The 25,341-nt window shown below is 75.3% G+C and carries 16 protein-coding genes; 12 read left to right on the forward strand and 4 right to left on the reverse strand.

The window, feature by feature from the left end:
* The first annotated feature begins 25 nt into the window (after positions 1-25).
* Together OIE75_RS11605 and OIE75_RS11610 are read left to right on the forward strand one after the other, a co-directional pair.
* On the forward strand, positions 26-1,237 hold the full coding sequence (locus OIE75_RS11605; RefSeq protein WP_307011855.1) for an MAB_1171c family putative transporter: 1,212 nt from the start codon (positions 26-28) through the stop codon (positions 1,235-1,237).
* Positions 1,227-2,630 carry an NAD(P)/FAD-dependent oxidoreductase gene (locus OIE75_RS11610; protein ID WP_307011856.1) on the forward strand — a complete coding sequence of 468 codons (1,404 nt, stop codon included), beginning with the start codon at positions 1,227-1,229 and terminating at the stop codon, positions 2,628-2,630. The genes OIE75_RS11605 and OIE75_RS11610 overlap by 11 nt, the downstream gene beginning before the upstream one ends.
* Positions 2,631-2,663: 33 nt before the next feature.
* Here the strand turns inward: OIE75_RS11610 and OIE75_RS11615 are convergent, their stop codons facing one another.
* Entirely contained in the window at positions 2,664-3,527 is an 864-nt protein-coding gene (locus tag OIE75_RS11615; RefSeq protein ID WP_307011858.1) for an SMP-30/gluconolactonase/LRE family protein, read from the reverse strand.
* Positions 3,524-4,297 carry an IclR family transcriptional regulator gene (locus tag OIE75_RS11620; RefSeq protein ID WP_234954419.1) on the reverse strand — a complete coding sequence of 258 codons (774 nt, stop codon included), beginning with the start codon at positions 4,295-4,297 and terminating at the stop codon, positions 3,524-3,526. The genes OIE75_RS11615 and OIE75_RS11620 overlap by 4 nt, the downstream gene beginning before the upstream one ends.
* A gap of 141 nt (positions 4,298-4,438) precedes the next feature.
* On the opposite strand from OIE75_RS11620, the gene OIE75_RS11625 reads away from it, so the two are divergent.
* The gene (locus OIE75_RS11625) at positions 4,439-5,053 is read left to right on the forward strand and encodes a hypothetical protein (protein ID WP_443078330.1); all 615 of its coding nucleotides are present in this window, start codon (positions 4,439-4,441) and stop codon (positions 5,051-5,053) included.
* Between the two features lie 19 nt (positions 5,054-5,072).
* On the opposite strand, the gene OIE75_RS11630 is transcribed toward OIE75_RS11625, so the two are convergent.
* Positions 5,073-5,780: a FadR/GntR family transcriptional regulator gene (locus OIE75_RS11630; protein WP_161326496.1), complete on the reverse strand. Its 708-nt coding sequence runs from the start codon at positions 5,778-5,780 to the stop codon at positions 5,073-5,075.
* 188 nt (positions 5,781-5,968) lie between these two features.
* Here OIE75_RS11630 and OIE75_RS11635 point away from each other — a divergent pair, with 188 nt between their 5' ends.
* The 3 genes from OIE75_RS11635 to OIE75_RS11645 are packed head-to-tail and all read left to right on the forward strand — an operon-like array spanning position 5,969 to position 10,200.
* Positions 5,969-7,342: an SLC13 family permease gene (locus OIE75_RS11635; RefSeq protein WP_329470679.1), complete on the forward strand. Its 1,374-nt coding sequence runs from the start codon at positions 5,969-5,971 to the stop codon at positions 7,340-7,342.
* 49 nt (positions 7,343-7,391) lie between these two features.
* The gene (locus tag OIE75_RS11640) at positions 7,392-8,837 is read left to right on the forward strand and encodes an acyl-CoA synthetase (RefSeq protein WP_329470681.1); all 1,446 of its coding nucleotides are present in this window, start codon (positions 7,392-7,394) and stop codon (positions 8,835-8,837) included.
* Complete coding sequence (locus OIE75_RS11645; RefSeq protein ID WP_307011864.1) at positions 8,830-10,200, forward strand: carboxyl transferase domain-containing protein; 1,371 nt, start codon at positions 8,830-8,832, stop codon at positions 10,198-10,200. Before OIE75_RS11640 ends, OIE75_RS11645 begins: the two co-directional genes overlap by 8 nt.
* Before the next feature lie 230 nt (positions 10,201-10,430).
* Here the strand turns inward: OIE75_RS11645 and OIE75_RS11650 are convergent, their stop codons facing one another.
* Positions 10,431-14,072, reverse strand: coding sequence for a S8 family serine peptidase (locus OIE75_RS11650; RefSeq protein ID WP_329470684.1), 3,642 nt, complete (start codon positions 14,070-14,072; stop codon positions 10,431-10,433).
* Between the two features lie 238 nt (positions 14,073-14,310).
* On the opposite strand from OIE75_RS11650, the gene OIE75_RS11655 reads away from it, so the two are divergent.
* The 6 genes from OIE75_RS11655 to OIE75_RS11680 all read left to right on the forward strand — a co-directional run bounded on the left by OIE75_RS11655 (position 14,311) and on the right by OIE75_RS11680 (position 25,199).
* Entirely contained in the window at positions 14,311-14,670 is a 360-nt protein-coding gene (locus tag OIE75_RS11655; RefSeq protein WP_307017881.1) for a CU044_2847 family protein, read from the forward strand.
* On the forward strand, positions 14,667-16,319 hold the full coding sequence (locus OIE75_RS11660; protein WP_329470686.1) for a VMAP-C domain-containing protein: 1,653 nt from the start codon (positions 14,667-14,669) through the stop codon (positions 16,317-16,319). Before OIE75_RS11655 ends, OIE75_RS11660 begins: the two co-directional genes overlap by 4 nt.
* A 198-nt stretch (positions 16,320-16,517) precedes the next feature.
* Entirely contained in the window at positions 16,518-17,543 is a 1,026-nt protein-coding gene (locus OIE75_RS11665; RefSeq protein ID WP_307011870.1) for an AAA family ATPase, read from the forward strand.
* Positions 17,543-22,516 (forward strand): SAV_2336 N-terminal domain-related protein, encoded by a 4,974-nt coding sequence (locus OIE75_RS11670; RefSeq protein WP_329470688.1) that lies wholly within the window; start codon positions 17,543-17,545, stop codon positions 22,514-22,516. The genes OIE75_RS11665 and OIE75_RS11670 overlap by 1 nt, the downstream gene beginning before the upstream one ends.
* Positions 22,517-22,669: 153 nt before the next feature.
* Positions 22,670-23,719: a rod shape-determining protein gene (locus OIE75_RS11675; RefSeq protein WP_307011873.1), complete on the forward strand. Its 1,050-nt coding sequence runs from the start codon at positions 22,670-22,672 to the stop codon at positions 23,717-23,719.
* A gap of 43 nt (positions 23,720-23,762) precedes the next feature.
* Positions 23,763-25,199 carry a GAF domain-containing sensor histidine kinase gene (locus OIE75_RS11680; protein ID WP_329470691.1) on the forward strand — a complete coding sequence of 479 codons (1,437 nt, stop codon included), beginning with the start codon at positions 23,763-23,765 and terminating at the stop codon, positions 25,197-25,199.
* Positions 25,200-25,341: the final 142 nt, after the last annotated feature.

Consider the following 25,341-nt stretch of genomic DNA (forward strand, 5'->3'; position numbering starts at 1 on the left):
CCCCGCACGAGAGGAGTCGTCCGGCATGAGTCTCGTCGTGTACCTGGCGGCGCTGGTGTTCGGCATGACCTCCGTGCTGCTGTTCCGGCGGCCGCGCACGGCCATGCGCAACCCGCTGACGCTGTCCACCTGTGTGGCGATCGTCCTCGGCGCCCTGGTCTTCGTGTGCGCCGCGCCGGCCACCCTCGCCACCGTCAACGAACTCACCGGCGTCCCCAACTTCGGGGCCCCGCTGACCTACGGGATGCTCTCCGCGTACAGCTGCGCCGTGCTGGTGCTGCTGATCAACTGGCGGGGCGGGCCCCGGGCGCGGGTGCGGCGCATGGTGCTGCGCACCATGGCCGCCTACGGGCTGCTGGTGGTCGCCATCGTCGTGCTGTTCCTGCTCGCCGACGCGGACACCGAGCGGCTGACCGACCTCGACACGTACTACGCGGGTACGCCTTTCATGCGGGAGATGATCCTGCTGTACCTGCTGGGGCACAGCGCGGCGATGCTGGTGATGTGCGCGGTCTGCGTCAAGTGGGGCCGCGAGGTGGGCGGCCTGCTGCGGGCCGGGCTGCGGCTGATCCTGCTGGGCGCGGCGCTGGACGTGGTGGGGTTCCAGCTGACCAAGTACACGGCGGTGGCGGCCCGCTGGACGGGTCACGACCTCGACTTCCTCTCCACCTCGGTGGCCCCGCCGATGGCCTCGCTGGCCGCGCTGCTGTGCTCGGCCGGGTTCGTGCTGCCCAGGCTGCTGCCGCCCGTGGTCGCCCACTGGCGGGGACTGGACGACTACCGGCGGCTGGATCCGCTGTGGTCGCTGGTGCGTTCGGTGTCCACCGCACCCAAGCCTCCGGCGAGCTGGTGGCAGCTCCCGCAGGCCCGGCTCCAGTGGCGCGAGGTGTCCATCCACGACGCCCTGCTCACGCTGGCGCCGTACTTCGACCACCGGGTCCGCGAGCGGGTGCGGGACACCGCCCTGCGCGCGGGCCGCTCGCCCCACCAGGCCCGGCTGGCGGCGGAGGCCGCCATGCTCACCGACGCGGCGCGCCGGGCCGCCGCGCGCGAGGAACCGCCGCAGAGCGCCGCCACCTACCGGCTGCACGCCACCGAAGTGCCCGGCCCGAGCGGGCTGGTGGAGCTGGCGCAGGCACTGCCTCACCCGCCCGGGCGGGCCACCGCGCCCGACGGCGCGGCACCGTCCGCCATGACCGGAACCCTGACCGAACCCGAGGAGCCCCATGTCGCGTAGAGCTGTCGTCGTCGGTGCCGGCCTGGCCGGCATGCTGGCCGCGGCCGTGCTGTCCGCCGCCGGCGTGGACGAGGTGATCGTGCTGGACCGCGACGAGCTGCCCGAGGGGCCGCACCAGCGCCGGGGGCTGCCGCAGGGGCGGCACGCGCACCTGCTGATGACCGGCGGGCTCGCGGCCATGGAGGAGATCGTGCCGGGGGTGAGCCTGGGCAAGCGGCTGCTGGCCGCCGGGGCCCACGAGATATCCCTCAGCTCGGGCATGCTGGCCCTCACCCCGGAGGGCTGGCTGCGCCGGTGGCGGCGCGAGGGGCCGGTCATGCTCACCTGCACCCGGGCGCTGGTGGACTGGACGGTGCGGGCCGCGGTGCTGGAGCAGGCGCGGGTCGAGGTCCGCAGGGCCGCGGTGGTCGGGCTGACCGGGTCCGCGGAGCGGGTGCGCGGGGTGCGGATCGCGGCGCCCGGCGGGGACACGGACCTCGACGCCGACCTGGTCGTCGACGCGAGCGGACGCGGCACCCGGGTGCTCGGCTGGCTGGAGGGCCTCGGGCTGTCCGGCGTCCGGACGCGGACCGTGGACTCGGGGCTGGTCAACGCCTCGCGCGTGTACCGGGTACCGGCCGGGGCGGAGCGGTTCCCGCTGACCATCGTGCAGGCCAACCCGTACGTGGGCCGGCCGGCCCGGAGCGCGATGGTCATGCCGGTGGAGGGCGACCGCTGGCTGGTGAGCTGCGGCGGCTCGCGCGGCGGTGAGCCGCCGGCCGACCCGGAGGGGTTCCTGCGGTACACGCTCGATCTGCCGGACCCCGTCGTGGGGCGGCTGATCTCCGGCGCGGAACCGCTCACGGACGTCCATCTGAGCCGTTCCACCAGCAATGTGCGCCGCTACCTGGAGAAGGCACCGGTCTGGCCGGAGGGCTTCGTGGTCCTCGGTGACGCGCTCGGCACCTTCAACCCGGCCTACGGGCAGGGCATGTCGGTGGCCGCGTTCGGCGCACGCGTCCTCGGTCGCGAACTGGACCGGACCGGCGGCGTCGACGCGCCCGGTCTAGCCCGGCGGGTGCTGCGGGGCGCGGCCCGCTCGGTGGACGCCGCGTGGTCGATGGCCGTCGGCCAGGACGTCCTCTATCCCGGGGTGCGCGGCGGGCGGCCCGGCGCCACCGACCGGGTGGTGACGGCGTACACCCGGCGCATGACGAGGGCGGCCACCGGCTCCTTCGCGGCGGCCTCGGCGATCTGGGACGTCACGAGCATGCGCACCCCTCCGACCCGCATGTTCCGCCCCGACGCCGCCCTGGCCGCCCTGACGGGCTCGCCCCTGCCCCCGCTGTCCGGCCCGCCCCTGACCCCGGAGGAACGCGCGGTGCTGGGCGCGCTGGACCGCACGGGCGCCTGACGGCCCCCCAGCCGACTCCGCCGAGAGCCCGGTTCAGCCCGCGAACGCCGGCTGCGGCAGACCCCGGCCCGCGTCCGGGACCACCAGGAGGGAACCCGCGAGCGGGGGCGGCGCCGGCAGGCCCACGCGGGCCGTCGTGATGTACAGGTCGGTCAGGCCGGGGCCGCCGAAGGCGCAGGCGGTGACGCGCGGGACGGGCAGCGGGAGCACGCGGTCGAGGGCGCCGGACGGCGTGTAGCGGCGTACCGCGCCGCCGTCCCACAGGGCGACCCAGACGGCGCCGTCGGCGTCGACGCACAGGCCGTCGGGGAAGCCCGCGCCGTCCTCGATCACGGCCAGCGGACGGCGGCCCGTGATCCGGCCGTCGGCGGGGTCGGTGTCGAAGACGTCGATGCGCCGGGTCGGGGTGTCGACGTAGTACATCAGCCGGCCGTCGGGGCTCCAGCCGGTGCCGTTGCTCACCGTCACGTCGTCGAGCACGGCCTCGGCCGTGCCGTCCCCGGTGAACCGGGTCAGCGTGCCGCCGCCCGCCGCCTCGTCGTAGCGCATGGTGCCCGCCCAGAGGCTGCCGTCGGGGGCGACGGCGGCGTCGTTGGCGCGGCGGCCGGGAACGGCCTCGCGGTGCAGCCAGCGGAAGGCGCCGTCGGGATCGAGCAGCCCGATCCCGTCGCGCAGGTTGAGGACGAGCCCACCGCCCGCGCGCGGCTTCACGGCGCCCACGTGCTGGTCCGTGCGGCGCACCGTGCGGCGCCCGGTGGCCGGGTCGTAGGTGTGGACGCGGGAGTTCAGGATGTCGATCCACAGGAGCCCGCCGGTCGCCGGGTCCCAGGTGGGCCCCTCGCCGAGGGCCGCCTCCGCCCGGACGGCCACCTCGTACGCCGTACCGCCCGCCGTCACGCCGCCCCCCGGTGTCCGAGCCGCTCGGACAGCTCGGCGGCGCCCTTGACGGCCAGCTCCTCCAGCTCGCCGAGGCGCTCCTCGCTCCAGCGGATCATGGGCACGGAGATCGACAGCGCGGCCACGACCCGGCCCGTGCGGTCGCGCACCGGGGCGGCCACGCAGGAGACGTCCGGGTTGGACTCGCGGCTCTCCACCGCCGTGCCGCGCTCGCGGACGCCGGCCAGGGCCTCGCGCAGGGCGGCCGGGTCGGTGATGCTGTTCGGGGTCATCGCGGTCAGCTCGGTGCCGTCGGGAAAGCGCGCGGCGACCTCCGGCTCGGGCAGCGAGGCCAGCAGCATCTTGCCGACGGACGTGCAGTGGGCGGGCAGCCGGCGTCCGGCCGCGGACACCATGCGCACCGCGTGCGTGGAGTCCACCTTGGCGATGTAGATGACGTCGGTGTCCTCCAGGATCGCCACGTGCACGGTCTCGTCGCAGGTCTCGGCGACGCTCCGGGCGACCTGCTGGCCCTCGGCGGCGAGGTCGAGGTGCTCGGCGTAGCGGGCGCCGAGCTGGTACGGGCGCACGCCCAGCCGGTACCGTCCGGGCTGCCCGGCGACCGGGACGATGTACTTGCGGGCGGCGAGCGTGGTGACCAGCTCGTGCACGGTGGTCCGGGGCAGCTGGAGCCGGCGCACGATGTCGGGGGCGGACAGCGTGCCGTCCCCGTCGAGGAAGAGCTCCAGTATGTCGAGAGCCCGGGTCACGGCGGGTACGAGACGTCCCATGTCCGGCCCCCTCCCTAGGTATGTTCGAGATTTCAACAAGCGGTCGTAATCGCGAACACAGGCTACTCATATCGTGTTTGCCGGGGCAATGGCCCTGCGTCGCCGCGCATGGTCCACGATGGGCTCCGCTCATGGTCCACGATGGTCCCCATGCCCACCGGAAAGCAGCCCGCCGGCCCCTTCACCCCGCGCGACTTCCAGCTGGTGCTGCTGCGCCGCATGGCCGACCACAACCCCGGCCCGGTGGAGGACGCCCGGCGCGAGCTGGGTGCCTCGCTCGCCGAGATGCGGGAGGCCAACAAACGCTGGCAGGCGATGCTCCGCTCGCCGCGCTCCCGCTCGGCCGCCGCCCGCTACCGCTCGGTCCTGGGCGAACCCGAGTCGACGGCTCCCCGCCGGATCGGCGACCTGGAGTGCGAGGCCCGGCAGTGGGCGCTGCCCCTCTGGCCCGACCTGCGCTTCGAGGCACTCGTGGCGGACGGGGGCGTGGTCTGGAACGAGTGGCTGGTGCGCGCGCCCGGCGCCGACCCACCGGAGCTGCGCACCCTGGACGACCTGACCCCGTGGTCCTGCACGGTCGACGAGGCGGCCCGCGCCTTCGCCCCCGCCCGCCCGCTCCAGGGCTCGGCGCCCACCCGCTGGGGCCTCGCCTTCACCGCCCCGGACCGGGACGGAGTACGCCACGAGGTGGTCGCGGAGTTCACGTGGGGGCTGCTCCAGCGCACGGCGGTCACCGGCCGGACGCCCCTCGGCTAGCGGCTGTCCGGGGCCGCGGTCAGCGCTCGTCCTCCGGGTCCCAGTCCAGCAGGCGGACCTTGGCGACGGTGCGGACGTGACGGCGCATCGCGGTGGCCGCGTGCCGGGGCTCCCCGGCGGCGATCGCGTCGAGGATGGCCTGGTGCTGGGCCAGCGAGCGGCCGGGCCGGCCGGGCTGGCGCAGCGACTCGGTGCGGCTCTCGGCGATCTGGTGGGCGATGGAGCGCATGAACTCGGCGAGCAGACTGCTGTGCGCCGCGGCCGTCACCGCCGCGTGGAACAGGCGGTCCCCCTCGACCCCGTCCTCGCCCCGCTCGATCTCCTCGGCCATCACGGTCAGCGCGGCCCGCATCGCGGCCACGTCGTCCTCCGTGCGGCGCTCCGCGGCGAGTTCGGCGAGTTTCGTCTCCAGCGCCTCGCGGGCCTCCAGGACATCCGGCAGGCGTCGTCGGCGCTCGACCATCTTCTCGACGGGTTCCACGTCGAGGCTGTCCCGGACGAGGTACGTCCCGCCGCCGTGCCGCGCCTCCACCAGGCCCTGGACCTCGAGTACCACGATGGCCTGCTTCACGGAGGCCCGGCTGACGCCGAGCCGCTGGGCGAGGTCCCGTTCGGGCGGAAGCCGGTCGCCGGCCCGCAGGCCGCCGTCGGTGACGTACTGGCGCAGCCGCTCCAGCACCTGCTCGTAGAGGCGCTGCTTGGTCATCGGGCGCAGGGCGTCGGTCACGGAGATCCCCCTCTCTTCGGGAGCCTAGCACCGGGCTCCCGGTGGCCGAGTGGCTGAGCCAATTCCTGCGCGACCCCTTGACGGCGCTCCGGTCGGGGCCCACGCTGACCTGCCAACCGCACCTCCCAAGTGGCTCAGCCACTCAGCCAGTCAGGTTTTCCATCAGGACAGCACCCGGGAGCCCCCGCATGTCCCCCGAACTCGTCTCGATCCTCGTCCTGGTCGTGGTGTTCGTCATCGCCACCACCCGCTCCGTCAACATGGGCGCCCTCGCCTTCGCCGCCGCCTTCGGGGTGGGCACGCTCGTCGCCGACCTCGACGCGGACGGCATCTTCGCCGGTTTCCCCGGCGACCTCTTCGTCGTCCTCGTCGGCGTCACCTACCTGTTCGCGATCGCCCGCGCCAACGGCACCACGGACTGGCTGGTGCACGCGGCCGTCCGGCTGGTCAGGGGGCGGGTCGCGCTGATCCCCTGGGTGATGTTCGCGCTCACCGGGGCGCTCACGGCGATCGGCGCGGTCAGTCCGGCCGCGGTGGCCATCGTCGCGCCGATCGCGCTGAGCTTCGCCACCCGGTACGCAATCAGCCCGCTGCTCATGGGCACGATGGTGGTGCACGGCGCGCAGGCCGGCGGGTTCTCGCCGATCAGCATCTACGGCTCGATCGTCAACGGCATCGTCGAGCGCGAGGGCCTGCCGGGCAGCGAGGTCGGCCTCTTCCTCGCCTCCCTGATCGCCAACCTCCTCATCGCGTCCGTGCTGTTCGCGGTGCTCGGCGGGCGGAAGCTGTGGGCGCGGGGGTCGGTGCCGGTGGACGGCGACGGCCCGACCGAGGCGACCGGGACGGGTGCCGGCGGGGGCGCCGAGAAGGGCCCCGGCGAGGGCACCGGCACCGCGGGAACCGCCCCCACCGCCGTCGCCGTGCGCCACGGCCAGGACACCGACGGCACCGGCGGCGCCACCCGCCTCACCCCCGCCCGGATCGCCACCCTGGTCGCCCTGGTCGCCCTGGTCGTGGCCGTCCTCGGGTTCGATCTGGACGCCGGTCTGACCGCGGTCAGCCTCGCCGTGGTGCTGAGCACCGCCTGGCCGGACGACAGCCGCCGCGCGGTCGGTGAGATCGCCTGGTCCACCGTCCTGCTGATCTGCGGTGTCCTCACCTACGTCGGCGTGCTGGAGGAAATGGGCACCATCACCTGGGCCGGTGAGGGCGTCGGCGGCATCGGCGTCCCGCTGCTGGCCGCGGTGCTGCTCTGCTACATCGGCGCGATCGTGTCGGCCTTCGCCTCCTCCGTGGGCATCATGGGCGCGCTGATCCCGCTGGCGGTGCCGTTCCTCGCGCAGGGCGAGATCGGCGCGGTCGGCATGGTGGCGGCGCTCGCGGTGTCGGCGACGGTCGTGGACGTCAGCCCCTTCTCGACCAACGGCGCGCTGGTGCTGGCCGCGGCGCCGGACGTCGACCGGGAACGCTTCTTCCGGCAGTTGATGGTGTACGGCGGGATCGTGGTGGCGGCCGTGCCCGCGCTGGCGTGGCTCGTACTGGTCGTGCCCGGCTTCGGGTAGGCCCCTCGGAAGACCGGCAACCGTGAGCAACAGCTAAGGAGTACGACGCGTGTCCTCTCTCTTCCCGGCCCTCTTCCCGACCCCGGCCGACGGGCCCGCCCTGCGGTTCGGCGAGCGCTCACTGACGTACGCGGAACTCGCCGCCGCCGCGGGCGCCACGGCCGGGCGGATGGGGGACGCCGGCCGGGTGGCCGTCTGGGCGACACCGGCGATGGAGACCGCGGTCGCCGTGGTGGCGGCGCTGCTGGCCGGGGTCCCCGCGGTACCGCTCAACCCGAAGTCCGGCGACAAGGAACTGGCGCACATCCTCTCCGACAGCGAGCCGTCGCTGGTCCTGGCCGCTCCGGACGCCGAACTCCCGCCGGCCCTGGGCGCCCTGGAGCGCGTCGACGTCGACGCGCACGCCACCGGGCCGGTGCCCGAGGACCGCTCCGACGACGGGGACCCCGCGCTCGTCGTCTACACCTCCGGCACCACCGGTCCGCCCAAGGGCGCCGTCATCCCCCGGCGCGCGCTCTCGACGACCCTGGACGCGCTCGCCGACGCGTGGCAGTGGACCGGCGACGACGTGCTGGTGCACGGGCTGCCCCTGTTCCACGTGCACGGGCTCGTGCTGGGCATCCTCGGGCCGCTGCGGCGTGGCGGCAGCGTACGGCACCTGGGCAGGTTCTCCGCCGAGGGTGCGGCGCGGGAGCTGAACGACGGCGCGACCATGCTGTTCGGGGTGCCGACGATGTACCACCGGATCGCCGAGTCGCTGCCCGGCGACCCGGAGCTGGCGAAGGCCCTGTCCGGGGCCCGGCTGCTGGTCTCGGGGTCGGCCGCACTGCCCGTGCACGACCACGAGCGGATCGCCGCCGCGACCGGCCGGCGGGTGATCGAGCGGTACGGCATGACGGAGACGCTGATGAACACGAGCGTGCGGGCGGACGGCGAGCCGCGCGCCGGCACCGTGGGCGTGCCGCTGCCCGGGGTGGAGCTGCGACTGGTGGAGGAGGACGGCACGCCGATCGCGGAGCCGGACGGGGAGAGCGTCGGCGAGATCCAGGTGCGCGGCCCGAACCTGTTCACCGAGTACCTCAACCGCCCCGACGCCACCGCGGCCGCCTTCACCGGCGACGGTTTCTTCCGCACCGGCGACATGGCGGTGCGCGACCCCGACGGCTACGTGCGCATCGTCGGCCGCAAGGCCACCGACCTGATCAAGAGCGGCGGGTACAAGATCGGGGCCGGCGAGATCGAGAACGCGCTCCTCGAACACGCGGGGGTGCGGGAGGCGGCCGTCACCGGTGAGCCCGACCCGGACCTCGGGGAGCGGATCGTGGCGTGGATCGTGCCCGCCGACCCCGGGGCGCCGCCGGCCCTGGAGACGCTGGCCGACCACGTGGCCGCCCGGCTCGCCCCGCACAAGCGCCCCCGCGTGGTCCGCTACCTCGACGCGCTGCCCCGCAACGACATGGGGAAGATCATGAAGCGGGCGCTGAACCGTGACTGACCGCCGGTCCGCGCGGGAGTTCCTCGCCCTCGTCACCGACGACTTCACCGAACTCCCCCACCCCGAGGGCCGGTCGGCGCCCGACGGGCCGCTGGGCTGGCCCGGCTACGACGCCGCCCGCGCCCGCGCCGCCGAGCGCACCGGCGAGGAGGAGTCGGTGGTCTGCGGCACCGGGCACGTGGCGGGTGTGCGGGCCGTGCTCGTCGCGTTCGAGTTCGGGTTCCTCGGCGGTTCGCTGGGCCGGCGCACCGGCGACCGGCTGGAGGCCGCGTACACGTACGCCCGCGCGCACCGGCTGCCGGTCGTGCCGCTGGTCGCCACCGGCGGCAGCCGGATGCAGGAGGGGATGCTCGCGCTGACCCAGCTCCAGCGGGTGGCGCGGGAGTCGGCGCTCACCCGGGAGGCGGGGCTGGCGCAGATCGCGGTGGTGCGGGACCCGGCCACCGGCGGCGGCTGGGCGACCCTGGGCGCGGGCGCCGACGTGGTCCTCGCGCTGCCCGGCGCCCAGGTCGGCTTCGCCGGTTCCCGGGTCCGGCCGCCGGACGCCGATCCGGCGGCGTACACGGCCGAGGCCCAGGTGGCGGCGGGCAGCGCGGACGCGGTCGTACCGGCCGACGAGCTGCGCGGCACGCTGGGCCGGTGGCTGCGGCTGCTGACGGCGCCGTCCGGCGATCCGGCGCCGGTGCCGGGACCGCTGGGGGCGCGGGACCTCCCGGCCACCGGCTGGGACGCGGTCCGCCGGGCCCGGAGACCCGGCCGTCCGCGCGCCGGGGCCTACCTGGACGCCTACTTCACCCACCGCGTCGCCCTCGTCGGGGACCGCTGCGGCGGCACCGACCCGGACGGCATGCTGTGCGGCTTCGGCGAGCACGCGGGGCGGACGGTCGCGTACGCCGCCCAGACGGGGACGGCGACCGGGCCCGCCGGGTACCGCACCGCCACCCGGCTGATCCGTCTCGCGGAGCGGCTCGGCATCCCCGTGCTGACCCTGGTGGACACGCCGGGCGCGGCCAACGACGCGGCGGCGGAACGGCAGGGCGTGGGCGCGGCGATCGCCGAGCTGTTCGGGGTGATGGCCTCGGTGCGCACACCGGTGACCACGCTGGTGATCGGCGAGGGCGGCTCGGGCGGGGCGCTGGCGCTCGCGGCGCCCGGACGCACCTGGGCCACCCCGGACAGCTACTTCTCCGTCATCGCGCCGGAGCTCGCGGCGGCGATCCTGAAGCGAGGGCCCGAGGAGGTGGAGGCGACGGCGGACCAACTGCTGGTGCGTCCACAGGACTTGGCCGAGCTGGGCGTGATCCGAACAGGCGATCAGTTGTTCCCTGGAACAGGTGATCGTCGCTCTGGGGAGCGTATGTGACTGCAGGGACCAACGATACTGACGGTGTGCAGGCAACGGGCTGCAGACCGTAGTCGACGCACATGTCCCCAGTAGGTCCCACACATGCACAGCGCAAGGAGCTGCACGATCATGAACCTTCTCACCGACATCCTCGCCGGCATCGTCCACTTCGTCGGCTGGCTGGTCTGACGGTCCGAGAAACCGACGGCGCCGCCTCCCCGTCCCAGGGAGGCGGCGCCGTCCGCGTGTCACCGCACGGCCACGGCCCGCACGATCTCCTGCGTGACCGAGCCGCCCCGGTCGTCGCGCGCCGAGGCCCGCAGCGAGACGCGCTCGGCGTCGCGCGGCACGTCCAGCGTCCCGCGCCAGGACGCCGTCCCGTCACCGTCGCGCAGCGGCACCTTCCGCCAGGACTTCCCGTCGTCGTACGACACCTCGAGACGGCCGTCGCCGATCCGGCCGGTGCCGGCGGCGCCCGCCACGTACTCGGCGCCGAGCCCGACCCGCAGCCTCTTGCCGCCGCGCACCTCGCCCGCGAGGTCGGTGTCGACGTCGAAGGAGAGGTTGATCAGGGGCAGGAAGGTCCACCGGTCGTCCGGGGTCTCGGCCGAGCGGAAGGTCCACTCCGCGTGCCCCTCGGTGGCGAGCGGCCAGCGTGCCGCGTCGAGCGCGGTGTCGGTGACGAGCCGGTACGTGTGCTCGTCGGCCGGCGCCTCGTCCACGTAGGCGGCGGAACTCGGCCCCTCGTCGACCAGTGCGCCGTCCAGGTACACCGACGTGGTCTGCGTCATCCCGCTCTCCTCGCTCCACACGTCGCCGAAGCCGGTGTGGTCGGGACCGGAGTCGCCCCACCCGGGGGCGTTGAACTGGAGCCGGCTGCCCGCGCGCTGCTGCCCCCAGCCGAGCCCCGTGCCGAGGTACGGGTGCCAGACCGGCTTGAACCAGTTCAGCTCCGTGCGGTCACCGCCCCGGTACCGGACCAGTCCGCTCCGCTCCTCCAGCGCCTCCCCGGCGCTCGTCACGGACTCGTGCCACAGCTGGCCCGGACCGGTGGACACGTACTCGGTGCGCTCGGCCGGGTAGGCGATCCGCTCCTTGAAACCGAGGCCGATCGGGAACGTGTCGGTGATCGAGTACCGGAACTCGCCGCCGCTCGCGGGCTCGGCCCCGTGGTACCGGGTCCGCACCTCGGCGAGGCCGCGCCGCCCGGGCTCGTAGGTGAGGTCCCGGTCGGGCACGGCACCGGGGTGCCCCTCGGACAGGTCGTACACGTAGGGCGTGTCGCGGGTGCCGGTCATGTCGACCCGCCCGGCCTTCCGCAGCCGCTTGGCGTCGTCCGCGTCGACCGTGGCGATCTGGAGCGGCCGGTCGGCGTTGTCGTCCGTGCCCCACCAGGCCATCAGACGGCCGGGCGCGTCGTCCGTGACGAACAGTGCCTTCACGCCCGCGTCCTGGGCGGCCTGCGCGAGGGCGGCCGGTTCGGTGCCCTCGGTGAGCCGCGCGAGGACCGCCTTGCCCCGGACCCCCGCCGGGAAGGGGCCGCCCCCGACGTCCACCAGCGGCAGCCGGCCGCGGCCCTCGGTCAGGGTGCCGCCCGGCTGGACGACGGCCTCGCCGAGCCCCTTGACCTCCAACTGCGGCTTGCCGAGCCGCCACACGGTCCGGTACTCGAAGCGGCCCTCGGTGACCTCCTTCGTCGGTGCGGCGAAGATGCTGTCGTACTTCAGCGGCACCTGGACCGCGCCGAACAGGTCGGCGCCGCCGGCGCTGCGGTCGTACTCCATGAGCAGCTGCCGGGTCTCGGTGCGCTTCGGCACGTCCGCGCTGATCTCCCGCAGCTCCGTGCCGTCCAGGGTGATCTCGCGGTCCCGGTCGAGGACGACCTCCGGCGCGGCGAGGAACCCGAGTCCGAGCGAGTCGGCGCCATGGCTGCCGCGCACGTCGAGGAACGAGGTCAGGCTGTACGTCCCCGGCGCGAGACGCAGCTCCAGGGTGCCGGAGTCGCCGACGTGCGCGGGGACGGGGTCGACGCCCTCGGCGAGGTGCTGGACGACCAGGTCGGCCGGGGAGGCGGCACCGGAACGGTCCTTGACGCGCACCGTCAGCGTGTACCGCTCGTCCTCCTTGACCAGCCCGAACGCCGTGTGCGCGACGGGCTTTCCGTCCGCGCCGGACGCCACGATCCGGCCGCTCGTCGTCCCGGCCGGGGCCTTGGACGCGGCGCCGGTGACGGTGGTGGTGGCGGTGCCGTGCGCGGGCACCGTGAGGGCGGTGTCGGCGAGAGTGACGACGCCCTCGGGGGCGCCCTGCGCGGAGAGCTGCAACTCGACAGCGTTGTCGGAGGAGTTGGTGTAGGTGACGGTGCGCGCGACGGGCTCGTCGTCGTCGTGGGGCCAGGCGTGGAAGCCGAGGTCGGCGCTGCCCGTGGCGGTGACGTCGGCCGCGATGGCGTCCGGCACGCTCACCCGGCCCGCGCCCACCTGGTACGCGGAGGCGTCGAGCCCCTTCGACGTGGACATCAGCGCGTCCTTGAGCCGCGCGCCGGTCCAGTCGGGGTGCTGCTCGGCGAGCAGGGCGGCCACGCCCGAGACGTGCGGCGTCGCCATCGACGTACCGTCCATGGCGATGTAGTCGCCACTGCCCTCGGCGAGCCGGGACCGGGCCGCGAGGATGCCGACGCCCGGTGCGGACAGGTCGGGCTTGAGCGCCTGGTCGCCGTGGCGGGGTCCGGCGCTGGTGAACCAGGCCGCCTCGTCCGCCAAGTCCACGGCCCCGACGGTCAGCGCGGCGTCGGCCGCGCCGGGCGAGCCGATGGAGGACGGGGCGCCGGTGTTGCCGGCCGCGATGACGAACAGGGCGCCGGTCTCGCGGGACAGGCTGTTGACGGCCTCGGCCATCGGGTCGGTGCCGTCGCTGGGCTCGGTCGAGCCGAGGCTCATGGAGACGATGTCGGCGTCCACGTCCCGGGCGGCCCACTCCATGCCGGCGATGATCTCCGACTCGCTGCCCGAACCGGAGTCGTTCAGCACCTTGCCGACCGCGAGCGCGGCGTCGGGCGCGACGCCCTTCTCCTTGCCGTCGGAGGCCGCGCCGCTGCCGCCGACGGTGGAGGCGACGTGCGTGCCGTGCCCGTTGCGGTCGGCGACCTCCTCCCCCGCGATGAAGCTCCGGCTCTCCGTGACCCGTCCGGCCAGGTCGGGGTGGCCCGCGTCCACGCCGCTGTCCAGCACGGCGACGGTGACGCCCTTGCCGGTCAGCCCGGCCTGCCAGGCCTCCGGGGTGCCGATCTGCGCGTTGGACTCGGCCATGGCCGCGGTGACCCTGCCGTCGAGCCACACCCCGTCGACACCGGCGCCACGGGTGAATTCCCGCCAGAAAACGCGCCCCTTGCCGGCCTCCACCGCGGCCCCGCGCACGCTGGGCAGCGCCCGCGTCCGCTCGGTGCCCTTCGGGGTGGCGGACCGGGCGCCCTTCTCGTAGGTCACGATCAGCGGCAGCGTGCCGGTCTCGGTGTCGGCGAGGCCCTGATCCAGCAACTCACCGACGTCGAAGAGCCGTTCGTCGAGGCTGCCGTCGCGCAGGTACGGCAGGGCCTCGTCGGGTACGACGGTGGTCCGGCCGCCTGAACTGCGGGTGTGCACGGCGCCGTCGGCGCCCTCGGGCCGCTCGACCGTGACGGTCTTCCGTCCGCCGCCGAGTTCCGTGACGGTCACCCGGTCGCCGGTGACGAGGGTGACGGTGCGGGCCGCGGTGTCCCGGGCCACGGCGGCCGGGGGGTGCGCCGGCTCCGGGGGCGGATCCTGTGCCGCCGCCGTCCCGGTCGGCAGCAACGCGATCACGAGCCCCGCCGACAGGAGGGTCGCCCCGCGTCCGACTGGTCCTCTGCTCATCCACGCCTCACTTCGCGTCGTCGTATGGTGCTGTGAAGAGTGCTGTGAGCAGTCTCAGGGGGCTTTTGGCGCACGGCAGTTGACGGAGGGTGGCGGATTGGCGCCCTGGCGGGTTTCCGCCAGTGGTCCGACGGACCGGCCCTCTGAGCCGCGACACGGCCGAGTACCGTCCGTCACAATGGGGCCGCGCACGGTGCTGCGCACGGACACGTACGGCACACGGGGAGCGAGCGGCGGCATGGACGGGTTGGTCGAGTTCAAGACCGGGGACGGCGTGCGGGTGGTCGTCGAGGGCGTCGAGGACGAGGACGGCGCGCGACTGGTCTCGCGCGGCGACGGACCCGCCCGGGCGGCCCGCACCTTCGAGGACTCCCTGGAGGGCGTCCGGGCGGCGGCCGCGTCCGCGCTGCGGGTCTTCAGGGACGGCACGCTCAGACCCGACGCGGTGGAGCTGGAGTTCGGGGTCAAGCTGAGCGCGGAGGCCGGCGCGGTCATCGCGAAGGGCACGGCGGAAGGCCATCTGGTGGTGAAGCTGAGCTGGGCTCCGGAGCCCGGACCCGCGCGCCCCGAGGGCCCGGACGCCGCCGCACGGTCATGAGCGGTGCCGCGTGGCACGCCCGCGTCGAGTGCGGTCCCGAGGTCGGCGCCGGATTCCTGGTCTCCGCCCGCCGGTTGCTCACCTGTGCCCATGTCGTCAGGTGGGCCGGCCGAGCACCGGTCACGGTGAGCTTCCCGGGCCGCCGGGACCTCGGCGGGCTGTCGGCCGCGGTCGCCGTGCACGGCGGCTGGCAGGGCGGCGCCGCCGACCCCGGCGACCTGGCCGTACTGGAACTGGACCGCGACGTGCCGCTCACCCCGGCCGCCTTCGCCCCGCCCCGCGCCGAACGGACCACGCCCGCCCCCGAGCTGATCGCCTACGGCTTCCCCAAGGGCTACGACGAGGGCATGCTCGCCTCCTACCGGGCCCTGCCCGGACCGCTCATCTCGGGCGAGTGGGTCCAGTTGGAGGCGGTCACGGCGCACGGGCAGCCGCTGGCGGCCGGGTTCAGCGGGGCGGCGCTGACCCTGGCCGACGGCGCCGTCGTCGGCATGGTCACCGCGGTCGCCGGCGCCAAGGACGTACGCGTCGGCCGGATGCTGCCCGTCGAGGTCATGGCGCGCCACTGGCCCGACCTGGGCGAGCTGGTGCCCACCCCGGGGCACCGTCCGGACGCGCGCAGACGGCTGTACGCGCTGCTGCGCCGCGCCGAGGAGACCGGGCTGAGCTGCGACCCGAAACGGCTGTACGTCTCCGCCACGGACGCCTTCGACCCGCCGCCCCCGGACGGGGGCTTCGCCTCCCTGCGGGACGCGGCCGCCTACGTCCAGTGGGAGGTGCCGGAGCCGGACGTGGTGACCCGCTTCGCCGACCGGCTGGAGGAGCTGCTGCACGCACCGCCGTCCCGGCCCACGACCTGGTCGCCGATCGTCGTGGAGATCGACCACAGCGGCGCCGGCGCCGACCAGGTCACCGTCGAGGTGTCCGCCTACCGGGACGGGCAGCGCCGCCCGGTGGGCTCGCGCCGGCTGGCCCGGAGCGCGGTGCGCGCCTTCGTGCAGGAGCACATCGACGAGGCGTGCACCCAGCTCGATCCGGGCGCCGACGAGCTGCTCACCTTCGTGCTGCCGCGCGAGTGGCTCAACGAACCGGTGGCGCACTGGGAGTGCGGCGAGGACGACTCCACGCCCCTCGGCTGCGCCTACCCGCTGGTCGTCACCGACCGCCACCGCCACCGCAGCGGACGGCTCCGCCACCAGCTGCGCAAGAAGTGGGGCAAGCTCGGGGCCAGTCAGGGCGTACCGCTGCGGCGCGTCGACTGCGGCACCCCGGAGCGGCCGGCCGGCCTGCGCAAGCGGCTGCGGGACGAGGCGGAACTGGCCGGTTTCGGCACCCCGCCGACGACGGCGCGGGAGCACTTCGAGGTGGGTCTCACCGTCCCCGTGCCCGTACTGCTGTGGCCGCGCCGGGGGTGCTCGGGCGACGGACACGACGATCCCTGTCCGGGGACGGCGTTCCTCGACGAGCTGGCGGAGTCGGTGGCTCACGTGCCGCCGTCCCAACTCCCCCGCCTGGTCATGGAGCTGCGCGAGACGGCGGAGGCCGCCGACGACCCCGACGGTCACTGGGCGCGCGACGTCCAGCTCCTGTGGGACGACCCCCGCTGCTTCAGCGAGCCCGCGGCCCTGCTGCACTCACCCGTCGGCTGACGGATCGACGCCACGATGAACCGCCCCCGACCGGACGACCGCCCGACGCGCCTGCGCCCGCCCGACGTGTCAACGCCCGCCCACCCCGACGACCGCCGCCCACCCGCCGTACCCGGCGACCGGGGCGCCCCCCACGCACAAGAACGGGCCGCCGGCCCACGACCATCCGCCACCCCGATCGCCCGGAGAGAAGAACCCATGCCCCTGTGGCCCGTCTACACCGGCGCCCCGGCCCCCCACGACGGCATCGCCGAGCTGCCCCCGCCGCCGCCCTGGCGGGCCTTCGCCGGCGGGCCGGTGCTCGACGCGCCCGTCGAGGACGGCGACGACCCGGCCACCTCGCCGGACCGCGCGCACCGTGCCGTGACGTACCAGGCCACGGAGCAGACGGTGCAACTGGTCAACGCGGCGCTGTACCTGCGGCGCCCGCTGCTGGTCACCGGACCGCCCGGCACCGGCAAGTCGTCCCTCGCCTACGCGGTCGCCCGCGAACTGCGGCTCGGCCCGGTGCTGCGGTGGAACATCACCAGCCGCAGCACGCTGCACGACGGCCTCTACACGTACGACCCGCTCTCCCGGCTGTACGCGGCGCGCCACGCCACGCCGGGCCCCGACGCCCCGGCGGCGGCCACGGGTATCGAGGACCACCTGCGCCTCGGCCCGCTCGGCACCGCCCTGCTCCCCTACGCCCGCCCCCGCGCCCTGCTGATCGACGAGATCGACAAGAGCGACCTCGACCTGCCCAACGACCTGCTGCACGTCCTGGAGGAGGGCCAGTACGAGATCCCCGAACTGGTGCGGGCCTCGCGGGACACCCCGGGCGGACGGGCCGAGGTGCTGATCGACGGCACCGACCGGCGGGTGCCGGTGGAGCGCGGCCGGGTCCGCTGCAAGGCGTTCCCCTTCGTCGTCCTCACCAGCAACGGCGAGCGCGAGTTCCCGCCCGCGTTCCTGCGCCGCTGCGTCTCGCTGCGCCTGCGGCAGCCGGACGACGACCACCTCGCCGAGATCGTCCGCGCCCACCTGGGCGAGCCCGACGGGTACGCGCAGCAGCTCATCCACCGGTTCCTGTCCCGGGTGGGCGGCGGCGAACTGGCCACGGACCAGCTGCTCAACGCCATCTACCTGGCCCGTTCCTCCGGCCTCGGCGCCGACTCCCTGGACGAGCTGGCCGAGCAGCTGATGCCCTACCTGGGCAGGTCCCCGCAGGCCGACGCCTTCTGATGCCGGCCGACCGCCCCGGCTCGCCGGATCCCCTGCCCCGCCTGGCCGACCTCCTCGGCCGGGTCTCCTCGGGTGTCCGCCCGACCCCGCTGGAGCTGGCCGAACTGCTCTGGCTGGCCGGGCACATGGAGCCCGAGCCCTCCGGGCCGAAGGACGACGGAGCGACCGGCCCGGCGGCCCGGGAGCCCGCACCGCCCGTTCCCGCGCCGAGGCCGGAGACGGTGCGCAGCCCGCGGGGCCGGCCGGGACGGGAGCCCGTCGGTGATCCGCCCGAGGCTCGCCCCGACGGCTCCGACGCCTCCCGCACCCCGCTGCGCCTGCCCTCCCCCGCACCCGCGCCGGGAACGTCGACGGCCGAACCGCACAGCTCCCTGCTCGCGCCCGCCCCGCCGATGCTGCGCCACACGCTGGCGCTGCAGCGTTCCCTGCGCCCGCTGAAGCGCCGTACCGACGCGCCCGTGGGCCACGAGGTGGACGAGGCCGCGACCGCCGACCGCATCGCCCGGCTGGGCGGCGGGCCCGACGGGTGGCTGCCGGTGCTGCGCCCGGTGCGGGAGCGCTGGCTGCGGCTGAACCTGGTGCACGACGCGGGCCCGACGATGCCCGTCTGGCAGCCGCTGGTACGCGAACTGCACGCCGCACTCGCCCAGTCGGGCGTCTTCCGCACGGTCGTCCTGCACCGCGCGGAGGCCGACGGCACCGTCCGCGGCGAGGGAGCCGAGGCACCCCCCGACGGCCGTACGGTCACCCTGCTGATCAGCGACTGCATGGGACCGCAGTGGCGGGAGGGCCCGGCCGGCACCCGCTGGTTCGACACACTGCGGCGCTGGGCGCACCGCACACCGCTGGCCGTTCTCCAGCCGCTCCCCGAGCAGTTGTGGCGGGACACCGCCCTGCCGCCGGTCCCGGGCCGGCTGTCGGCACCGCACCGGGCCGCGCCCAGCGCGTCGCTCGCCTTCACCCCGTACGACGACACCGTGCCCCCGGCGCCCGGCGGCACCGTGCACCTCCCCGTGCTGGAACCGGGGCCCCAGTGGCTGGCGAACTGGGCCTCCCTGGTCGCGAGTGCGGGCGGCACCCGCCACCCGGGCGCGGCCGCCGTGCTGCACCGCCCGCTGCCCGCCGACGCCGACGGCCGCGCCGACGTCTCGCGGCTGTCCGCCGAGGAACTGGTGCTGCGCTTTCGCGCGAGCGCGTCTCCCCAGGCCTTCCGGCTGGCCGGGCACCTCGCGCTCGGGCGCCCGGACCTGCCGGTGATGCGGCTGGTGCAGGCCGCGGTCGAGCCGGAACCCCGGCCCCAGCACCTGGCGGAGATCATCCTCAGCGGCATGCTCACCACGGTCGCCGGGCCGCCCGGCTCGTACGCCTTCCGCCCCGGCGTGCGCGACCTCCTGCTGCGCGGGCTGCCACGCACCGCCCGCAACCGCACCCACGAACTGCTGCTGCGCACCGGCGGCCTGATCGACGAGCGGGCGGGGCGGTCGCCGGGCGAGTTCCGCGCGCTGCTCCCCTCCCGGGACGGCACCGAACGGGCCGACGGCGGCGAGACGTTCGCGGCGATCACCCAGGAGAGCGCCAGACAGCTGGCCGCACCGGCGCGGTCCGAGGGCCCCTCGCCCTTCCCGCCCGCGCTGGGGGTCCGCTACCGGCCGGCCCGGCGGCTCGCGCCCACCGGGAGGATGTGGCTGGCCGAGGACACCGAGACGAACCGGACGGTGGCGGTCCGGCTGCACGACCCGGACCGCGACCCCGCATCCCGCCGCGCCTTCCTGCGGGACGCGCGCCTCCTGACGGAGATCACCCACCCGAACGTGGTGACCGTCCTCGACGCCGGTATCGAGGACGACGTCCCGTACGTCGTCATGGAGCACCTGGACGGGGTCGCCCTGCACACGCTGGCCCGGTCGAACGGCCGGCGGCTGCCGGCGCCGCTGGTGGTGTCGGTCGGGGCGCAGCTGGCCCGTGGCCTCACGGCCCTGCACCGGGCGGGCGTCACGCACGGCGGCCTGGAGGCGTCCCGGGTGGTCGTACTGCCGGACGGCACGGTCCGGCTCAGCCTCTTCGAACCGGGCAGCGCCTCGGGGCCGTCCGGACGCTCCGAGGACCTCCGGGCCCTGTGCGACATCCTGTTGCTGCTCACTTCGGGCACCTCACGGCTGACCGTCCCGATCGACTCCCGCCACCTGGACCGGCTGCCCGCCGCCCTGCGCATCCATTACGCGCACGCCTTCGACCAGTTGATGTCGGCCTCGTCGGCGACGCAGGCCCAGGGCCTGGACCTGCTCACAGACCCCCGGTCACTCGCCCGGGCCCGCGAGGCGTACGAGCCGCGCCGCTACCACGCCCTGGGCGCACTGCGGGTCACCTTGCCGGACGGGTCCCCGGCCCTCGGACCGGGGGTGCGCGCGCTGCTCGCCATGCTGCTGCTCAAGCGCGGCCGCACGGTGACGCACGAGGAGCTGCGGTGGGGGCTGTGGGACCCGGGCGAGGAACCGCGCAACCCGCGGGGCGACGTGAACGGGCTGGCGACGCGACTGGCGGAGGCCCTCGGCCCGGGTGCCCTGGTGACGTCCGCCCACGGCCTCGCCCTGCACACCAGCGCCGACTACGTGGACCTGGTGCACTGCGACGAGTTGGTGCGCCAGGCCGACGCGGCCCGGGTGGAGGGGGCGCCCACCGAGGCCCGCGCCCTGGTCACCGAGGCGTTGTCGCTCTGGCACGGCGACGAGTCCCTCGCGCACGTGCCCGGTCCCGCCGCCCGTACCGCCCGGGCCCGGCTCCTGCGGCTCCGCCTCGCCCTGCACACCAAGCGCGCCGAACTCGACCTGGCCCTGGGCGACTACGACCGCACCTCGGCGGAACTGTCCCGTCTGCTCCGCGCCCACCCGCACCGGGAGGACTTCCGCCGCCTCTACCTGATCGCGCTGCGCCGCCAGGGCCGGGGCGCGGAGGCCCTGGAGGCGTACGAGGAGTACGAACTGTCCGGCGGGCGGAGTCCGGCCCTGGCGGCGCTGGGCCGCGAACTGCGCGAGGAGCACGCCGAGCCGGTGGACGACGCCCCGTGGTCGGAGTACGAGGGCACCCGGTCGGAGCGGGACGACGGGCCGCACCGGGCGCTGTCCGCACCGGACGAACTGCCGGAGGGCCCGTTTCCCACGGAGGACGACTCCTGGTCGCCGCGGCGCGAGGCAGCGGCGGAGTCCACGGAGGAACCGGAGGACCCCGAGGAGCCGGAGGCACCGGAGGAGCCCGCGGAGCCCGGCCGGCCGGACGAGGCGGACGAGGCGGACGAACATGTGCAGGACGACTTCGACACCGACTTCCGCGACTGCGCCCGCTTCTCGTTCGCCGACGGCCCTTCGGGCGAGGAGGCCCAGGCGGGACTGCGCACCGTGGTCACGAACCTGCTGGCGGACAGCGGACTCGACGGCACCGCGTACGAACTCGTGGACGACGGGGAGGGCCTGCTCGTCCTGCTCCAGCCGCGGACGGAGGCCGCCCCGCTCCTCCGGACGGCCGTGGACGGCCTGCCCGAACAGCTGGCGCACATCGGCGCGGAGCGGCTGCTGGTCGAGTTCTGGCAGGTGGAGTTCCGGCTGGACGGGACCGAGGAGCAGTCCTTCCGCGCCGACGCCGGGTCGGTCGGCGCGGTCCTGGACGCGTCCGAAGCGCAGGCGCTCGTCGTCCTCTCCGACTCCCTCTACCACGACGAGGTCCACGAGCCGGGGGAGGACGGACCCTCCTTCGATCCGGACCTGTTCAGGCCGCTGGACGACGACACGGGGTGGTACCGCCCGGTCGAGGGTGCCGGGGGCCCGAGGGTGGAGGCGTCGGACGGCCGGGCCGTGAGCGGACCGTACCCCATGCCGCCCGGCGGCAGGCTCCCCGTCCCCCCGCGCGACGGTTCCGTGGCCTTCGTCCTGCGGCTGCCCGACGGCACACTCGCCCTCCCGGACTCCGACGAGTACCGGTCGGCGCCGTCGGCCCTCCGGGCGGCCGGGCAGTACTTCGAGGTCGAGCTGACGCAACGCCCCGTCGGCACGGGCGTGGCCACCGTCGAGGCGAAGTGGCAGGTCGAAGACCCGGTCGAGGCGGTCCGCAACCGGGCGACCGACCTGCGCGAGGTGGTCGCCGAACTGGTCGGGCAGTTCCTCACCGCGCTCCGGGAGGGCAGCGAGTTCGACCTCACGGGTGCCGAGGCGCCCGGCTACCGGCTCGTCTGGACCTTCCGGCCGGCCGGCCGCACCACCACCCCGCGCGGCCGGACGCCGCGCTCCCCCGAGGACCTGATCGCCGGGGCGAGCTGCGTGCTCCTCGGCTTCGACGACGTACTGGCCCGGCTGTACCGGCCGGCCGCCGAGCGGGAGGTGCTCCTGGACATCGCCCGGCTCTTCGTCGAGGAGCGCGACCCCGAGGACGCGCTGTCCGGCGTACCGCTCCCCCGGGTCTCGTCGGACGGATACGCCGGCACGCTCGACTTCGTCCGGGCGCTGGCCGGGCACCGGCTCGCCCCCGACGTACGGCTCCGCCTCGACCGGCACGAGGCGCGGGCGGCACGCACCGCACGGCCGGTGCCCCTGGCCGACCGGCTGGTCGAGGCGCTGGACGCCCGGCGGGTGCGCACCGCCGTGGTCACCGACCGGGACCCCGCCCCGGTCACCGCCTACCTGCGACGGCGCGGCCTGCTGGACGCCCTCGCCGGTGACGTGCACGGCAGGGGCACCGACCTCACCCGTCTGATGCCCGACCCGGACGTCCTCCTGCGGGCCCTGGAGCGGCTGGACGCCACCGTCGACACGTGCGTGATGGTCGGTTCGTCCGTCGCCGAGCAGTCCGCCGCCCGCGCGCTCGGTCTGCCGTTCATCGGGCACTGCGGCGGCGAACGGGTCCGGTGGGAGATGAACGCGGCGGACGACGACGCGCTGCTCGTCCCGGACCTGCGTCCGCTGCTGACGGCGGCCGAGAACGGCTGACCGGCGGCGGCGCTCGGCTCCCGCCGGACACCGCCCGTTCGGCGGCCCCCCGCCCGGCCCCCTCCAACGGGCGCCCGCCCCCGCTCCCGCGCACGATGCCAGCAAGGCCGCCCACCGGGCGGCCGCACGGTCGCGCTCTCGGGAGGATCCGCCATGACCGCCAGTACCGCCAGTCTGGAGCAGCTGCGCCGCTGCCACTTCGCCGTCGACCTGGGCGCGGCACGGACCCGCGTGTACGTGAAGGGTGCCGGGCTCGTCGTCGACCAGCCCTCCGCCGCCGCGGTCAACACCCGCACCGGCGCGCTCATCGCGGTCGGGGAGCTCGCGGAGAAGATGACCGGCCGCACCCCCGGCTACATCCGGGTCGTGCGGCCCGTGTCCGGCGGCACGGTCGTCGACATCGAGATGGCCCAGCGCATGCTGCGGCACCTGCTCGGCGACAAGATCCGCCGCACCCTGCGCCGCAAGCCCCGGCTGCGCGCGGCCGCCTGCACCCCGCACGACGCGGATCCGCTGGCGCGGCGGGCGGCGATCGAGACGCTGGTCGGACTCGGCGCGCGCCGCGTGGAGCTGGTCGACACGCTGATCGCCGCGGCCGTCGGGTGCGGACTGCCCGTGGAGCAGCCCGAGGCGACCATGATCATGGTGTGCGGGGCGCACGCCACCCAGGTCGCGGTGCTCTCCCTCGGCTCGATCGTGACCGCCGCCCGCATCCCGGTCGGCGGCGAGGCCGTGGACCACGCGATCGTGCAGCTCCTGCGCCACCAGCACGAGCTGGTGCTGCCCAGCCAGTCCGTCCGTCCGCTGCAACTGACCCTGTCCGGCAACGGGCTGACCCCGCAGGGACCGGCGTCCACCGAGATCCACGGCCGGGACGTGGCGACCGGCCTCGCGCGCTCGGTGCAGGTCGACACCGCGTCGGTGCGCAACGCCATCCAGACACCGCTGACGGCCGTGCTCGACGGGATCGGACGGGTGCTGCGGGACTGCCCGCCGGACCTGGTCGCGGACCTCGCCGACCGGGGGATCATGATGGTCGGCGGCAGCGCGCTGCTGCCCGGCTTCGACCAGATGCTGCGTCAGGCCACGGGCATGCCGGTGCACATCGCGGAGCGGCCCGACGTGTGCGCGGTCCAGGGGCTCGGCAGCATGCTGGAGGGCCGGGTGGAGCCGATCTCGCTCCAGCCGGCCGCGTCCGACTGACCCGCCGCCGAGGGGGCCGAGCACGCCGAGGGATCCGGACGGTATGACCGCGCAGCACGCGCCCCGACTGACCCGCCTCCTCGAAGCCGTCCTGGCGGTCGGCACCGACCTCGACCTGCGCAGTACCCTCCAGCACCTCGTGGACGGCGCCGCCGAACTGACCGGTGCCGACCGCGCGGCCCTGGTGATGCCCGACCCCGGCCGGGACGGTCTGGCCGAGATCCGCACCCCGGGCCCGGAGCCCGTGGCGACGACCGCGCCCCGGCTGCGGGTGCCGGTCCACGTGCGCGACGAGGAGTTCGGCGAGCTGCGGCTGGTGGGCAGGCCGGGTGCCGGACCCTTCACCGTCGAGGACGAGCAACTGGTGCGGGTGCTGGCGACCCAGGCCGGCATCTCGATCGGCAACGCCCGGCTGTACGAGACGGCACGGCAGCGCGAGCGCTGGATCGAGGGCGCCGCGGCCGTCACCACGGCGCTGCTCACCGAGGAGGGCGCCGACGACGCGCTGACGACGGTCGCCGAGCGGGCCCGGCTGCTCGCCGACGCCTCCGCGGGCGTCATCCTCCACCCGACCGCCGAGGGCGGCATGGAGATCGTGACCGCGTCGACGCCCGACGACCCGGGCGGCATCGTCGGCGCCACCATCGCGCCCGGCAGCCCCGTCCTGGAGCAACTGCTCGGCGGCGAGCCGGTCTTCCTCACGGACTCGGCGAGCGATCCGCGGATGACGACGCGCGTACGGCACCGGTTCGGGCCGAGCATGATGCTGCCGCTGCAGGCGAACGGCCGGCTGATCGGCACCCTCGCCCTGCCCCGCCGGCGCGGCGAACGCCAGTACACGGACCTGGAGCGGCGGCTCGCCACCCAGTTCGCCTCGCAGGCCGCGCTCGCCCTGGTGCTGGCCGACGCACGGCGCGGGCGGGAGCGGCTGGCGGTCTTCGAGGACCGCGACCGCATCGCGCGGGACCTGCACGACCTGGTGGTGCAGCGGCTGTTCGCCACCGGGATGATGCTGGAGTCGACGCAGCGCCGGGGCGGCGCGGAGGACGTGCGGGACATCCTCGCGCGGGCGGCGGACGAGCTGCGGTCCACGGTTCAGGAGGTCCGTACGGCGATCTTCGCGCTCCAGCAGCCGCCGGCCGAGCCGCCGACGGGGCTGCGCGGCCGGGTCCTGCGCGAGACCGCGTCCGCCGCCGCCCGGCTCGGCTTCGCCCCGTCCACCCACTTCCGCGGCGCCGTCGACACCCGCGTACCCGAGCGGGTGGCCGGACACCTGCTCACCGCCCTGCGCCGCGCCCTGACCGAAGCGACGTCCCGCGCGGCCGTCTCCCGGGTCGAGGTCACCGTGGACGCGACCGCCGCGGCGGCGGACGGGGGCCGGGACGGCGTACGGCTGACGGTCTTCGACGACGGCGAGCGCGAGGAGGGCGCCGGGCCCCCGGCGGACGGCACGACGGTGACCTGGTGGTCGCCGCTGTGACCGCGTGACCCCGGGACGCGCCGGCACTGCCTTTACCCTCTCTTCGGCCGCTCATTCCCCGGCGTTGGGTGTAGTCGGCCGTACGGCGGGCAGGCGCCACGACGAAGGGGACGGAGCGACGTCGCGAGCGTCCGCCGGGACT

The sequence above is a fragment of the Streptomyces sp. NBC_01723 genome, assembly GCF_036246005.1.
In the GTDB taxonomy this organism is placed as follows: Bacteria; Actinomycetota; Actinomycetes; order Streptomycetales; family Streptomycetaceae; genus Streptomyces.

Coding starts and splice junctions, on each gene's coding strand:
- OIE75_RS11670 (WP_329470688.1), top strand. CDS start 17,543: ATGCCGGCCGACCGCCCCGGCTCGCCGGATCCCCTGCCCCGCCTGGCC.
- OIE75_RS11680 (WP_329470691.1), top strand. CDS start 23,763: ATGACCGCGCAGCACGCGCCCCGACTGACCCGCCTCCTCGAAGCCGTC.
- OIE75_RS11605 (WP_307011855.1), top strand. CDS start 26: ATGAGTCTCGTCGTGTACCTGGCGGCGCTGGTGTTCGGCATGACCTCC.
- OIE75_RS11650 (WP_329470684.1), bottom strand. CDS start 14,072: ATGAGCAGAGGACCAGTCGGACGCGGGGCGACCCTCCTGTCGGCGGGG.
- OIE75_RS11620 (WP_234954419.1), bottom strand. CDS start 4,297: ATGGGACGTCTCGTACCCGCCGTGACCCGGGCTCTCGACATACTGGAG.
- OIE75_RS11610 (WP_307011856.1), top strand. CDS start 1,227: ATGTCGCGTAGAGCTGTCGTCGTCGGTGCCGGCCTGGCCGGCATGCTG.
- OIE75_RS11660 (WP_329470686.1), top strand. CDS start 14,667: ATGAGCGGTGCCGCGTGGCACGCCCGCGTCGAGTGCGGTCCCGAGGTC.
- OIE75_RS11635 (WP_329470679.1), top strand. CDS start 5,969: ATGTCCCCCGAACTCGTCTCGATCCTCGTCCTGGTCGTGGTGTTCGTC.
- OIE75_RS11675 (WP_307011873.1), top strand. CDS start 22,670: ATGACCGCCAGTACCGCCAGTCTGGAGCAGCTGCGCCGCTGCCACTTC.
- OIE75_RS11665 (WP_307011870.1), top strand. CDS start 16,518: ATGCCCCTGTGGCCCGTCTACACCGGCGCCCCGGCCCCCCACGACGGC.
- OIE75_RS11655 (WP_307017881.1), top strand. CDS start 14,311: ATGGACGGGTTGGTCGAGTTCAAGACCGGGGACGGCGTGCGGGTGGTC.
- OIE75_RS11625 (WP_443078330.1), top strand. CDS start 4,439: ATGGTCCCCATGCCCACCGGAAAGCAGCCCGCCGGCCCCTTCACCCCG.